Here is a 14,523-nt window from a genome sequence, read left to right as displayed (position 1 = left end):
CCAGGTCAAGGAGACCTCCATGCGTTTCAAGCAACTCGCCGCCACTCTGCTCATCTGTGCCTTGCCGGCCGTCAGCCAGGCCCGTGACACGGCGGTGTACCTGCCCTTCGACAAAGCCGTCGCCGAAGCGACCCGTACCGGCAAAATCGACGGCAGCGTGAAGTTCTTCCTGGCGGGCAACACTCCTGCCGGCAAAGTCAGCGTCGTCAGCCCTGGCGCGGTGACCAACAAGAAGACCAATGCCTTCAACAAGTCCGACCAGGCAGCCTGCGAGTGGGTCGTGCAATCGGCCATCATCAGCCTGCACCAGGCGGCGAAAAACGCCGGCGCCAACGCCGTGACCAACATCGTCAGCTTCTACAAGAGCAACGAGCGCAAGGATGCGAAGAACTACGAATGCCACGCGGGCGCGATCATGGCCGGCGTTGCGTTGAAGGGTGACCTGGCAACGGTTCAGTAACCGCCGGAAACGACAAAGGGCGCCTTTCGGCGCCCTTTCACAAACAGGTTGGCTTGTCATCGCCTGTCACCTGCCTGGCTCTGCGATGGCTGGTTGCCCAGGATCCTCAGAGTCTCACAAGCCCCTTTCGGGAACGCGGTCAGTATTGCCTGAAACTGCATGCCGGGCAACGGCTGGCATTTGGCTTCGATGCGCCACTTCCGCTGCCATCACAGTCCCAACGCCCGTCTGGCTGCGGTTTTGATCGCGTGAAATTCGTCTGTTGCAAGATGTGAGATCAGGTAGGTGCGCTTGCCTTGCCGATCCCGGATTTTGATCCGATCAAGCCGCGAAAGGCTGACCGTGGCAATCATGTCGCACTTGGCCCAACAGGTCGGGTTGGCTCCCTGAAGGTGACTTGCAAGTTCAAGATGGTGCCCGAGCAAACAATCAGGGGCGGTGGTACTCAACGGTACTACTGTTACCAACAGGCTGTTGGTTCGATGTTTACGTATCACAACAACAGGTCTGACTTTGACCATCTCGGGGACTTCATAACCCCTGAAATCGCAAATCAAAACGCTGCCCTCCTTGGGCTGATATCGAAGTGGCATCCGTGACACTCGCTTGAAAAGAATTGATTTTGCGCAACAACGGCCATATTCCATACGACAGATCCGTTACTCGAAATGTACGGAGTCGAGCCAACCAAACCTGTGCACCCAACTACACTCGCTCAAACAGGCCATCGCACAGCGCCTGCCGGAACGGCGAGCCCGGTCGGTCGAGCACTCGCGGTTCTCTTTCACCGTCAAGGAGACAACCATGCAAGCGAAAGCCCTGATCGCCGCTGCCCTTCTCGGCTTGCTCCCCAGCGCCAGCCACGCTACCAACCTGATGTACATGCCGTTCGAAACCGTGCTGTCGGATGCAATTCGCGCCGGGCGGCTGGATGGCAGTGTGAAGTTTTACCTGATCGGCAATGGACCTCAGGGGACTCAACGGATGTTGCAGCGCGGCGTGGTCAGCGATCTGAAGACCAACGGTTTCAACAAGAGCGATCACGACTCCTGCGAGTGGGTGCTGCAATCGAATCTGATTGCGCTGCAGGCCCAGGCCAAGCGCGTCGGGGCCAATGCGGTGACCAATATCGTCAGCTACTACGACCAGCATGTGCGCAAGGATCTGAACACTTACGAATGTCGGGCCGGGGTGTTTGTGACGCGGGTAGCGTTGAAGGGCGATCTGGTGCGGCTGCCCTGATCAGCCGGCTTCGACCTTGCGCGTCAGCAACTCGACAAACGCCTTGGCCATCGGCGATTTCTGATCCTTGCGCTGTACCAGCCACACCGCCGTTACCGCTTCAGGATCCAGCAACGGTCGATAGACCACACCGTCGATGCGCATCCGCTGATACGAGGCCGGCATGACCGACACCCCCAGGCCTGCCGCCACCAGACCGATGATGGTCATCGCTTCCCCCGCCTCCTGAGCGAAGTGCGGGCTGAAACCGGCGTCACGGGCCAGGCTGATCAGTTGCGAATACAGACCGCTGCCGTAGCTGCGGGGGAAGAACACGAACGGCTCGAGGGCCAGAGCCGACAGAAACAGCCCCTCTTCACTGCCTTGGGCCAGCGGATGCTTGGAGCTGAGCACCGCCACCAAGGGCTCGCGCATCAGCTCGACCACGCTCAGCGAATCCGGCAAACCCAGCGGCCGCATGATGCCAACCTCGATCGACTCGTCCACCAGCGCGTCGGCCACCATGGTGCTGCTCATCTCCCGCAGGTTCAGATGCACGGCCGGGAAACGCTGGCGGAAGGAAAAAATCGCCTGGGGAATGGTCGAGTTGAACGGCGCCGACGAGGTGAAGCCGATTTTCAGTTCACCGAGTTCACCCAGTTGCGCCCGCCGCGCCACATCCGCCGCTTTATCGACCTGGGCCAGCACCAGCCGCGCCTCTTCCAGAAACAATCGTCCGGCTTCGCTGAGCTCGACCCGACGATTGGTACGCTCGAACAGCCGTGCGCCGATTTCCTGTTCCAGCGCCTGAATCTGCTGGCTCAGCGGTGGCTGGGAAATGCCCAGCACTTGTGCGGCGCGGCCGAAGTGCAGTTCTTCGGCGACGGCGATGAAGTAGCGCAAGTGACGCAATTCCATGGACACCCCATTAGGTCGTTAAAGCTATCAAACAGGTCGAACAATATATTGGATAGAAACATTAGCCAGCTATATGATTTTTTCATTGCCTGCTTGTCCGCGCCCTCCGAGGTCTGATGTGAAAACCGCCGTCGCTCCACTGGCCCATGAAGTCCCGCCCGCTGCGGCGGACGATGTAATGACCGAACTGCAAGAGATCTACATCGAGAAAGGCACGCCCGCGTTCATGCGCACGGTACTCGCGCTGTTCAGCGGCGGCTTCGCGACCTTCGCCCTGCTGTACTGCGTGCAGCCGATGATGCCGCTGCTGTCCCACGAATATTCGATCAACGCGGCGCAGAGCAGCCTGATCCTGTCAGTGGCCACCGGCATGCTGGCCTTCGGTCTGCTGATCACCGGGCCGATTTCCGATCGGGTGGGACGCAAACCGGTGATGGTCGCCGCGCTGTTTGCCGCAGCCCTGTGCACCATCGCCAGTTCGATGATGCCGAGCTGGCACGGCGTACTGATCATGCGCGCGCTGATCGGGCTGTCATTGAGCGGTCTGGCGGCGGTGGCAATGACTTACCTGAGCGAGGAAATCCATCCGCAGCACATCGGTCTGGCGATGGGCCTGTACATCGGCGGCAACGCCATTGGCGGGATGAGCGGGCGATTGATTACCGGTGTACTGATCGACTTCGTCAGCTGGCACACGGCGATGCTGGTGATCGGTGCCCTGGCGCTGATCGCGGCGGCGGTGTTCTGGAAAATCCTGCCCGAATCGCGCAACTTCCGTTCTCGTTCGCTGCACCCGCGCAGCCTGCTCGACGGCTTTACCATGCACTTTCGCGACGCCGGCCTGCCGCTGCTGTTCCTTGAGGCGTTCGTGTTGATGGGTGCGTTCGTCACCCTGTTCAACTACATCGGCTACCGCCTGCTGGCCGAGCCCTATCACCTGGATCAGGTGTTTGTAGGCCTGTTGTCGGTGGTCTATCTGTCGGGTATCTACAGCTCGGCGAAAATCGGCTCACTTGCCGACAAACTGGGCCGCCGCAAAGTGCTGTGGGCTACCATCGCCCTGATGTTCGCCGGCCTCGCCCTGACGATGTTCACACCGCTGCCTCTGGTGATCATCGGCATGCTGATCTTCACCTTCGGCTTCTTCGGCGCCCACTCGGTGGCCAGCAGCTGGATCGGCCGCCGGGCGCTCAAGGCCAAGGGCCAGGCCTCGTCGCTTTACCTGTTCAGCTATTACGCCGGGTCGAGCATCGCCGGGACGGCAGGCGGGGTGTTCTGGCACCTTGGCGGCTGGAACGGCATTGGTTTGTTCATCGGCGCGCTATTGCTGGTGGCGCTGTTGGTGGCGTTGAAGCTGGCGAAGTTGCCGCCGTTGGGTGGTGTCAAAGCCTGATCCAAAACGAATGTGGGAGCGAGCTTGCTCGCGATTACGGAGTGTCAGTCAATAAATCTGCCGACTGATAAACCGCTATCGCGAGCAAGCTCGCTCCCACATTTTGCATCGGGCGTTTTTTATTGAAACATGATTACTCGTGATACTGCGCCGACAACTCATGCACCGCCCGCAGGAACGCGCCAGCGTGTTCCGGATCGACTTCCGGGGTGATGCCGTGGCCGAGGTTGAATACATGGCCGCTGCCCTTGCCGTAGCTGGCGAGAATGCGGCCCACTTCAGTACGGATCGCTTCCGGTTTGGCGTAGAGCACGGTCGGATCCATGTTGCCTTGCAAGGCAACCTTGTCACCGACGCGGGCGCGGGCATTGCCGATGTCGCAGGTCCAGTCCAGGCCCAGTGCATCGGCGCCGGCCTCGGCGATGCTTTCCAGCCACAGGCCGCCATTCTTGGTGAACAGGATCACCGGCACCTTGCGACCCTCGTGCTCGCGAATCAGGCCGCTGACGATTTTCTTCATGTAGGCCAGGGAGAATTCCTGATATGCCGCCGCCGACAGGTTGCCACCCCAGGTATCGAAGATCTGCACCGCTTGCGCGCCGGCCTGGATCTGGCCGTTCAGGTACGCAGTCACCGACTGCGCCAGCTTGTCCAGCAGCAGGTGCATGGCTTGCGGGTTGTCGTAGAGCATCGCCTTGGTCTTGCGGAAATCTTTCGACGAGCCGCCTTCGACCATGTAGGTAGCCAGTGTCCACGGGCTGCCGGAGAAACCGATCAGCGGCACGCGGCCGTTCAGTTCGCGGCGGATGGTACTGACCGCGTCCATCACGTAGCCGAGGTCTTTTTGCGGATCCGGGATCGGCAGGGCTTCGATGTCGGCCAGGGTGCTGACGACTTTCTTGAAGCGCGGGCCTTCACCGGTTTCGAAGTACAGGCCCTGGCCCATGGCATCGGGGATGGTGAGGATGTCGGAGAACAGGATCGCCGCGTCCAGTTGCGGGTAGCGGTCCAGTGGTTGCAGCGTGACTTCGCAGGCGAATTCCGGATTCATGCACAGGCTCATGAAATCACCGGCCTGGGCGCGGCTGGCGCGGTATTCCGGCAGGTAGCGGCCGGCCTGGCGCATCATCCACACCGGGGTGACGTCTACGGGTTGCTTGAGCAGGGCGCGGAGGAAACGGTCGTTCTTCAGGGCAGTCATGTCGGCATCCGGAAAAAAAGTGCGGGCATTTTCTCAGAGCGCGACGCAAAAGGCACGGATGCAGGTCAGCCTTTTGTCTATCGGGTCAATTTGTCGCGCTGGAAATGCGCTATCAGCAACACCGAGAAACAACTGTGGGAGCGAGCTTGCTCGCGAATAGGCCTGTACATCCAACATTGAAGTTGACTAACAGGCCGCTTTCGCGAGCAAGCTCGCTCCCACAGGGTTATTGCGTTTGGCTCAGGATCCGGGCTTAGACGCCCAGGTAATCCAGGATCCCTTCCGCCGCATTGCGGCCTTCGAAGATCGCCGTCACCACCAGGTCGGAACCGCGCACCATGTCGCCACCGGCGAAGATTTTCGGGTTGCTGGTCTGGTGCTTGTACTGACCTTGCTCAGGCGCGACGACGCGACCCTGGCTGTCGGTCTGGATCTCGAACTGTTCGAACCAAGGCGCCGGGCTCGGACGGAAACCGAACGCGATGACCACGGCGTCGGCCGGGATGATCTCCTCGGAACCCGGGATCGGCTCGGGGCTGCGACGGCCACGGGCGTCCGGTTCGCCGAGACGGGTCTCGACCACTTTCACGCCTTCGACCTTGTCTTCGCCGACGATGGCGATCGGCTGGCGGTTGTAGAGGAATTTCACACCTTCTTCCTTGGCGTTCTTCACCTCTTTGCGCGAGCCGGGCATGTTCGCTTCGTCACGACGATAGGCACAGGTCACCGACTTGGCGCCCTGGCGGATCGAGGTGCGGTTGCAGTCCATCGCCGTATCACCGCCGCCCAGCACCACGACCTTCTTGCCCTTCATGTCGACGAAATCTTCCGGCGACTTTTCGAAGCCCAGGTTGCGGTTGACGTTGGCGATCAGGAAGTCCAGCGCGTCATAAACGCCCGGCAGATCCTCACCGGCAAAACCGCCCTTCATGTAGGTGTAGGTGCCCATGCCCATGAACACCGCATCGTATTCGGCGAGCAGTTGCTCCATGGTCACGTCCTTGCCGACCTCGGTGTTGAGGCGGAACTCGATGCCCATGCCGGTGAACACTTCGCGGCGATTGCTCAACACGGTCTTTTCGAGCTTGAACTCGGGGATGCCGAAGGTCAGCAGACCGCCGATTTCCGGGTTCTTGTCGAACACCACCGGGGTCACACCACCGCGCACCAGCACGTCGGCACAACCGAGGCCCGCCGGACCGGCACCGATGATCGCGACACGCTTGCCGGTCGGTTTGACCTTGGACATGTCCGGGCGCCAGCCCATGGCGAACGCGGTGTCGGTGATGTACTTCTCGACCGAACCGATGGTCACTGCGCCGAAGCCGTCGTTGAGGGTGCACGCGCCCTCGCACAGACGATCCTGCGGGCACACCCGACCGCAGACTTCCGGCAGGGTGTTGGTCTGGTGCGACAGTTCGGCGGCCTGAAGGATGTTGCCCTCGGCCACCAGCTTCAGCCAGTTCGGAATGAAGTTGTGCACCGGGCACTTCCATTCGCAATACGGGTTGCCGCAACCCAGGCAGCGGTGGGCCTGGTCGGCCGACTGCTGGGGTTTGAACGGTTCGTAGATTTCCACGAACTCTTTCTTGCGTTGACGCAACAGTTTCTTCTTCGGATCCTTGCGCCCGACATCGATGAACTGGAAGTCGTTATTCAGACGTTCAGCCATTGTTAAAACCTCATCAAACTCTTCAGGCGCATATCACTGCGGGTTGGCACGGGTGCTGGAAAGCAACGACTTCAGGTTGGCAGCCTTCGGCTTGACCAGCCAGAAACGGCGCAAGTAGTCATCGAGGTTCTCGGCGAGCTCACGACCCCACTCGCTGTCGGTTTCCGCGACATACTCGTTCAGCACGTTCTGCAGGTGGCTGCGATAGGCTTCCATCGCCTCGCCGCTGATCCGCTGGATTTCCACCAGTTCGTGGTTGACCCGGTCAACGAAGGTGTTGTCCTGGTCGAGCACGTAGGCGAAACCACCGGTCATGCCTGAGCCGAAGTTGTAACCGGTCTTGCCCAGGACGCAGACGAAACCGCCGGTCATGTACTCGCAGCAGTGATCGCCGGTGCCTTCCACGACCGTGTGGGCACCGGAGTTGCGCACGGCGAAACGCTCGCCCGCGGTGCCGGCGGCGAACAGCTTGCCGCCAGTGGCGCCGTACAGGCAGGTGTTGCCGATGATGGCGCTGTTCTGAGTCTGATAAACGCTGCCCTTCGGCGGCACGATGACCAGTTTGCCGCCGGTCATGCCCTTGCCGACGTAGTCGTTGGCATCGCCTTCCAGGTACAGGTTCAGGCCGCCGGCGTTCCACACGCCGAAACTCTGACCCGCAGTGCCTTTGAAGCGGAAGGTGATCGGCGCCTTGGCCATGCCCTGGTTGCCGTGCTTGCGAGCGATTTCACCGGAAATCCGCGCGCCGATCGAACGGTCGCAGTTGCAAATGTCCAGATCGAACTCGGCACCGCTGAGGTCGTTGATCGCCGACGTCGCCATCTCGACCATCTTCTCGGCCAACAGGCCCTGGTCGAACGGCGGGTTGCGCTCGACGCCACAGAACTGAGGCTTGTCTGCCGGGATGTGATCGCTGCCCAGCAGCGGGGTCAGATCCAGGTGATGTTGCTTGGCGGTCTGGCCTTCGATCACTTCCAGCAGATCGGTACGACCGATCAGCTCTTCGAGGGAACGCACGCCCAGCCTGGCGAGCCACTCACGGGTTTCTTCGGCGACGTAGGTGAAGAAGTTCACCACCATGTCGACGGTACCGATGTAGTGATCCTTGCGCAGCTTCTCGTTCTGGGTCGCAACACCGGTGGCGCAGTTGTTGAGGTGGCAGATACGCAGGTATTTGCAGCCCAGCGCGATCATCGGTGCGGTACCGAAGCCGAAGCTCTCTGCACCGAGGATCGCCGCCTTGATCACGTCGAGGCCGGTTTTCAGGCCGCCGTCGGTCTGCACCCGGACCTTGCCGCGCAGGTCGTTGCCGCGCAGGGTCTGGTGGGTTTCGGCCAGGCCAAGTTCCCACGGTGCACCAGCGTATTTGATCGAGGTCAGCGGCGAAGCACCGGTGCCACCGTCGTAGCCGGAGATGGTGATCAAGTCCGCATAGGCCTTGGCCACACCGGCAGCGATGGTGCCGACGCCCGCTTCAGCCACGAGTTTCACCGAAACCAGCGCCTGCGGGTTGACCTGTTTCAGGTCGAAGATCAGCTGCGACAGGTCCTCGATGGAGTAGATGTCGTGATGTGGCGGCGGCGAAATCAGGGTCACGCCCGGCACGGCGTAACGCAGCCTGGCGATCAGGCCGTTCACCTTGCCGCCGGGCAGTTGCCCGCCCTCGCCCGGCTTGGCACCCTGGGCGACCTTGATCTGCAGCACTTCGGCGTTGACCAGGTATTCCGGGGTCACCCCGAAACGGCCGGTCGCGACCTGTTTGATTTTCGAACTCTTGAGGGTGCCGTAACGCGCCGGGTCCTCGCCACCTTCGCCGGAGTTGGAACGCGCACCAAGGCGGTTCATGGCTTCAGCCAGGGCTTCGTGTGCTTCCGGCGACAGGGCACCCAACGAGATACCGGCGGAATCGAAGCGCTTGAGCACCGACTCCAGCGGTTCGACTTCACTGATGTCCAGCGGCTTGTCGAGGGTCTTGACCTTGAGCAGGTCGCGGATCATCGACACCGGACGGTTGTCCACCAGCGAGGTGTATTCCTTGAACTTGGCGTAGTCGCCCTGCTGCACGGCGGCTTGCAGGGTGTTGACCACATCCGGGTTGTACGCGTGGTATTCGCCACCGTGGACGAACTTCAGCAGACCGCCCTGCTGGATCGGCTTGCGCGGGCTCCAGGCTTCGGTGGCCAGTGCTTTCTGCTCGGCTTCGATGTCGACGAAACGCGCCCCCTTGATGCGGCTCGGCACGCCTTTGAAACTCAGGTTGCAGACTTCTTCGGACAGACCGATCGCTTCGAACAGCTGAGCACCGCGATAGGACGCGATGGTCGAGATGCCCATCTTCGACAGGATCTTCAGCAGACCTTTGGTGATGCCTTTGCGGTAGTTCTTGAACACCTCGTAGAGGTCGCCCAGCACTTCACCGGTACGGATCAGATCACCCAGCACTTCGTAGGCCAGGAACGGATAGACCGCCGAGGCACCGAAACCGATCAGCACGGCGAAGTGGTGCGGATCGCGTGCGGTGGCGGTTTCCACCAGGATGTTGGAGTCGCAGCGCAGGCCTTTTTCGGTCAGACGGTGATGCACCGCGCCGGTGGCCAGCGAGGCATGGATCGGCAGTTTGCCCGGCGCGATATGGCGGTCGCTCAGGACGATCTGGGTACGACCGGCACGCACGGCTTCTTCAGCCTGATCGGCCACGTTGCGGATAGCCGCTTCGAGACCGACGCTTTCGTCGTAGTTGAGGTCGATGATCTGCCGCTCGAAACCCGGGCGGTCAAGGTTCATCAGCGAGCGCCACTTGGCCGGGGAAATGACCGGCGAGCTGAGGATCACGCGCGAGGCGTGTTCCGGCGATTCCTGGAAGATGTTGCGCTCGGCACCGAGGCAGATTTCCAGCGACATCACGATCGCTTCACGCAGCGGGTCGATCGGCGGGTTGGTGACCTGCGCGAACTGCTGACGGAAATAGTCGTACGGCGTGCGCACGCGCTGGGACAGCACGGCCATCGGCGTGTCGTCGCCCATCGAGCCGACGGCTTCGTAGCCTTGCTCGCCGAGCGGACGCAGTACTTGGTCGCGCTCTTCGAACGTGACCTGATACATCTTCATGTATTGCTTGAGCTGATCGACGTCGTAGAAAGCCGAACCGTGATCGTTGTCTTCCATGGTCGCCTGGATGCGCAGGGCATTCTTGCGCAGCCATTGCTTGTACGGATGACGGGATTTCAGACGGTTGTCGATCGCGTCGGTGTCGAGGATCTGACCGGTTTCGGTGTCCACGGCGAGGATCTGGCCAGGACCGACACGGCCCTTGGCGATCACGTCCTGCGGCTGGTAGTTCCAGACGCCGATTTCCGAGGCGACGGTGATGAAACCGTTGGTGGTGGTGACCCAGCGCGCCGGGCGCAGACCGTTACGGTCGAGCAGGCACACCGCGTAGCGACCATCGGTCATTACCACGCCGGCCGGACCGTCCCACGGCTCCATGTGCATCGAGTTGTACTCGTAGAACGCACGCAGATCCGGGTCCATGGTTTCGACGTTCTGCCACGCAGGCGGAATGATCATCCGCACGCCACGGAACAGGTCAATGCCGCCGGTGACCATCAGCTCCAGCATGTTGTCCATGCTCGAGGAGTCGGAACCGACACGGTTGACCAGCGGGCCGAGTTCTTCCAGATCCATCAGATCGTTGGTGAACTTGGTGCGACGGGCCTGGGCCCAGTTGCGGTTGCCGGTGATGGTGTTGATCTCGCCGTTGTGGGCGAGGAAGCGGAAAGGCTGGGCCAGCGGCCATTTCGGCAGGGTGTTGGTGGAGAAGCGCTGGTGGAACACGCAGATCGCGGTTTGCAGGCGCTGGTCACCCAGGTCCGGATAGAACGCGGCCAGGTCGGCCGGCATCATCAGGCCTTTATAGATGATGGTCTTGTGGGAAAAGCTGCAGATGTAGTGGTCGGTATCAGCGGCGTTGGCCACCGACGAACGACGACGGGCGCTGAACAGCTTGACCGCCATGTCCTGATCGCTCAGGCCTTCGCCGCCGATGTACACCTGCTCGATCTGCGGCAGACGCTCGAGGGCGAGACGGCCGAGGACGCTGGTGTCGATCGGCACTTTGCGCCAACCGATCAGCTGCAGGCCTTCAGCGAGGATCTCGCGGTTCATGTTCTCGCGAGCGGCTTCGGCCTTGGCAGGATCCTGGTTGAAGAAGACCATGCCCACGGCATATTGCCTGGGCAGCTCGACGCTGAAGGCTTCCTGGGCAATGGCACGCAGGAAGGCGTCGGGTTTTTGAATCAGCAGACCGCAACCGTCACCGGTCTTGCCGTCGGCATTAATCCCACCGCGGTGGGTCATGCAGGTCAGGGCCTCGATGGCCGTTTGCAATAGGGTATGACTGGGTTCGCCCTGCATATGGGCTATCAGGCCGAAACCGCAGTTATCCTTGAATTCATCTGGTTGGTACAGACCTGCTTTCATAGACACTTTCTCACCAGGCTGCCTCTTTTCGAGGCAAATTTCTTTTCAATTCAACCACTTGCATCTCGCGCCGAACGTACGCCGGCTTTGCGGGGGCAAAAGGGTGGTCATTGTACACAGCGACACAGACGCTCACAAATTTGACGACGAAATGTCGCAAATCCATGTCGCATTTGTGAAAGGTTTAAAGCGATCTGCTGTGCTAGTCAAAACTTTTTTAATTCTGACCGCAACGACTCAAAGACTACTGTGACGCAGACACCACAAGGCACGCGGCCCGTAGGGGCGGCGCGCACTTGTAGAGATTTTGAGGTGCTTGGAGAGGCGGCCTTGGTAAGGCCGCCGAATCTTCAGCGAGTTGTTGCCAGTTCCTGTTGGACGCTGGCGACAGTGCGAGGCCAAGGTTTACCAGCCTGAACCTTCGCTGGCAAGGCCTTGATGGCAGAAACGGCCGCATCACGGTTGGCAAAGCTGCCATAGGTGATCACGTAAAGCGGCTTGCCGTTGAGGACTTTCTTGAAGTAGCGGTACTCGCCGCCCTGCTCCTTGACGAAGCTTTGCGCTGCCGCTTCGGAGCTGGTGCCGAGGATCTGCACCACGTAGTTGCCCGGGGCTTGACCTGCGTACCAACTGCCACCGGCGGCCTTGGCGACGGTAACCGGCTTCTCGGCGGCTTTCTCGACCGGTTTGGCCGCAGCCACAGGCTTGGCAGGCGCCGGGGCTGGCTTGGCCACTGGCGCAGCCGGAGCAGGCACTGGCTTGGCCGTGGCAACCTGGGTCGGTGCCGGCGTCGGCTTGGCCGCAGGGACCGGAACCGGCGTCGGTGCCGGTCCGGCAGGCACACCGGCCGGTGGCGCGGTAGTGGTTACGGTCGGCGGCGTATTGCTCGAACCTTCCAGCGGCACGCCATCGTCACCCTCGGTAATCCCGCCCGCCGCTTCGGCCAAAGGCTTGCGCATCACCGGTTGCGAATTGCCGACCAGCGGCAACGGCATCGGCTGGGTGTTACCGGCGAACTCCACGTTCGGCGCACCGCCCTGTCCCAGCGGCAGCTGAGCCTGTTCATTGGCCGGCGCCCCGGCGGTCGGCGCCTTGTTGCGACCGGGCATCAGCCAGGCGGCAGCGACCGCCACCACGACGACGGCGGAAATCGCCAATACGTGTTTCTTCGGCATGTTGAACCCCATACTTGGACGCTTCACCGCAGAGCGGCTGGCAATCATGACTTCGATCAGTGCATCGCGGGCGACCTGGTTGATGTTGCCGGGCCAGCCCTCGGAGCTTTCGTGAATATCAGAGATCTGATCCGCGGTGAAAAGTTCGACACCCCGACCGGCGCCTTCCAGCCGCTGATCGAGATATTCGCGGGTTTCCTCTTCGGTGTACGGCTGCAATTCGATGACGTGAAAGCGCTCTTCCTCAAGATGCAGCGCCTCAAGCTGAGCTATCAGCGACGATTCGCCGAACAGGAACACATGCGGGCGACCTTCCGGCGCGCCGGCGCCCAGCGCCATCAGGGCTTCGAGCGCGGACTCGTCGAGCTGCTCGGCGTCATCCACCAGCAGATAGACTTCCTGACCGGTCAACGCCAGCTGTACGACCTGATCGAGAATCGCCCCGACCTCGGCCTGGGCAACGTCCAGTCCCTGGGCGACCTGACGCAGCACACCGGCCGCATCGCCGGCACCACGGGCGGAGACGACGACACTTTGAACCGACTGTTTGTTGGTACTGGCCACCAGTGCCTGACGCAGCAGCGTCTTGCCGCTGCCCTGAGGGCCGGTGACCACCAGCAGCAACTGGCTGTAACGCGCCAGATGATGCAGTTGCCCCAGCACGGGTTTGCGCTGGGCCGGAAAAAACTTGAAGCCTGGGACCCGTGGGGCGAAGGGGTCGTGACTTAACTGGAAATGGCCGAGAAACGCCTCGTCGGCATGCAAACTAGTCATCGGAATCTTATTAACCTTTAAGCTGAGCCAGAGCGCGGTAGTCCGCTCCCAGCGTGGCCTGTAGAACCTCTTTCGGATAATCGTCGGTCACCACCGCTTCGCCCATCCGGCGCAGCAGCACCAGGCGCAAACGACCGTCGATCACTTTTTTATCAATTGCCATGTGTTCGAGAAAATCGGCTTCGGTCATTTCTTCCGGCGGAATGACCGGCAGCCCGGCCCGCTGGAACAGACGAATGCCACGATCACGCTCCTGCTCGCTGATCCAGCCGAGGCGCGCGGACATGTCCAGCGCCATTACGGTGCCAGCAGCGACCGCTTCACCGTGCAACCAGACACCATAGCCCATGTGGGTCTCGATGGCGTGGCCGAAGGTGTGGCCGAGATTGAGCGTGGCGCGCACACCGGTTTCCTTTTCATCGGCACCGACCACCGCAGCCTTGGCGGCGCAGGAGCGCTCGATGGCATAAGTCAGGGCTTTCTGGTCCAGCGCACGCAGGGCGTCGATATTGTCTTCGAGCCAGCTCAGGAACGGTTCGTCGCAGATCAGACCGTACTTGATGACCTCGGCCAGGCCCGCCGACAGCTCTCGCTCTGACAGGGTCTTCAGGGACGCCGTATCGATCAGCACCACGTTCGGCTGGTAGAAGGCGCCGACCATGTTCTTGCCCAGCGGGTGGTTGATCCCGGTCTTGCCGCCCACCGATGAATCGACCTGTGACAACAGCGTGGTAGGAATCTGGATGAAATCGACACCGCGCTGGTAGCAGGCGGCCGCAAACCCGGCCATGTCGCCGATCACACCGCCCCCCAGGGCGATCACTGTGGTGCGACGATCATGACGAGCGGTCAGCAGACCGTCGAAGATCAATTGCAGGGTTTCCCAGTTCTTGAAGGCTTCGCCGTCAGGCAGTACCACGGAAATCACCGAATACTGCGCCAGGCTGCGAGTCAGACGCTCGAGATAGAGCGGCGCAACGGTCTCGTTGGAGATGATTGCCACTTGCCGCCCGTGGATGTGCGGAGCCAGCAGTTCAGGCTGATCCAACAGACCTTCGCCAATATGAATCGGGTAGCTGCGCTCGCCTAGATCGACCTTGAGTGTCTGCATGTGTCCCCACAGTGAAGATGGAAGCAGGCGTCCTGCCTTGAATTATCGGATGTCCCCGGTCTTGAGGGTGTGACGCCGCTTGCGTGCGATCCGCCACAACCCTCGACAGGACGCCGAGG

General features: G+C 61.2%; 10 protein-coding genes. 3 read left to right on the top strand and 7 right to left on the bottom strand.

Annotation, left to right across the window (positions count from 1 at the left end; translation table 11 throughout):
- Window positions 1–19 precede the first annotated feature (19 nt).
- Entirely contained in the window at window positions 20–460 is a 441-nt protein-coding gene (locus tag BBF94_RS13280; RefSeq protein WP_065259478.1) for an excinuclease, read from the top strand.
- Between the two features lie 209 nt (window positions 461–669).
- Here BBF94_RS13280 and BBF94_RS13275 read toward each other — a convergent pair whose 3' ends face one another.
- A complete protein-coding gene (locus BBF94_RS13275) occupies window positions 670–1,053 on the bottom strand; it encodes a type II toxin-antitoxin system PemK/MazF family toxin (RefSeq protein WP_065259477.1) in 384 nt (127 codons plus the stop codon).
- A 211-nt stretch (window positions 1,054–1,264) separates the two neighbouring features.
- Here BBF94_RS13275 and BBF94_RS13270 point away from each other — a divergent pair, with 211 nt between their 5' ends.
- Entirely contained in the window at window positions 1,265–1,702 is a 438-nt protein-coding gene (locus BBF94_RS13270) for an excinuclease (RefSeq protein ID WP_065259476.1), read from the top strand.
- Here the strand turns inward: BBF94_RS13270 and BBF94_RS13265 are convergent, their stop codons facing one another.
- Window positions 1,703–2,599, bottom strand: a complete 897-nt coding sequence (locus BBF94_RS13265) for a LysR family transcriptional regulator (protein WP_065259475.1) — start codon at window positions 2,597–2,599, stop codon at window positions 1,703–1,705. It lies immediately after the preceding gene.
- Between the two features lie 178 nt (window positions 2,600–2,777).
- On the opposite strand from BBF94_RS13265, the gene BBF94_RS13260 reads away from it, so the two are divergent.
- Window positions 2,778–3,992 (top strand): MFS transporter, encoded by a 1,215-nt coding sequence (locus BBF94_RS13260; protein WP_404820942.1) that lies wholly within the window; start codon window positions 2,778–2,780, stop codon window positions 3,990–3,992.
- A 133-nt stretch (window positions 3,993–4,125) separates the two neighbouring features.
- Here the strand turns inward: BBF94_RS13260 and hemE are convergent, their stop codons facing one another.
- From hemE to aroB, 5 genes are all read right to left on the bottom strand, one after another.
- Window positions 4,126–5,193, bottom strand: coding sequence for a uroporphyrinogen decarboxylase (gene hemE, locus BBF94_RS13255; protein ID WP_065259473.1), 1,068 nt, complete (start codon window positions 5,191–5,193; stop codon window positions 4,126–4,128).
- A gap of 253 nt (window positions 5,194–5,446) precedes the next feature.
- Window positions 5,447–6,865 (bottom strand): FAD-dependent oxidoreductase, encoded by a 1,419-nt coding sequence (locus tag BBF94_RS13250; RefSeq protein ID WP_007909438.1) that lies wholly within the window; start codon window positions 6,863–6,865, stop codon window positions 5,447–5,449.
- Window positions 6,866–6,898: 33 nt separating this feature from the next.
- Window positions 6,899–11,344: a glutamate synthase large subunit gene (gene gltB / locus BBF94_RS13245; RefSeq protein ID WP_065259472.1), complete on the bottom strand. Its 4,446-nt coding sequence runs from the start codon at window positions 11,342–11,344 to the stop codon at window positions 6,899–6,901.
- A gap of 350 nt (window positions 11,345–11,694) precedes the next feature.
- Window positions 11,695–13,293 carry an AAA family ATPase gene (locus tag BBF94_RS13240; protein WP_065259471.1) on the bottom strand — a complete coding sequence of 533 codons (1,599 nt, stop codon included), beginning with the start codon at window positions 13,291–13,293 and terminating at the stop codon, window positions 11,695–11,697.
- Between the two features lie 10 nt (window positions 13,294–13,303).
- Window positions 13,304–14,404, bottom strand: coding sequence for a 3-dehydroquinate synthase (gene aroB / locus BBF94_RS13235; protein ID WP_065259470.1), 1,101 nt, complete (start codon window positions 14,402–14,404; stop codon window positions 13,304–13,306).
- Window positions 14,405–14,523 lie beyond the last annotated feature (119 nt).

This window comes from Pseudomonas bananamidigenes (assembly GCF_001679645.1).
GTDB classification, from domain to species: Bacteria; Pseudomonadota; Gammaproteobacteria; order Pseudomonadales; family Pseudomonadaceae; genus Aquipseudomonas; species Aquipseudomonas bananamidigenes.
This window is presented reverse-complemented; position numbering and strand designations above follow the sequence as displayed.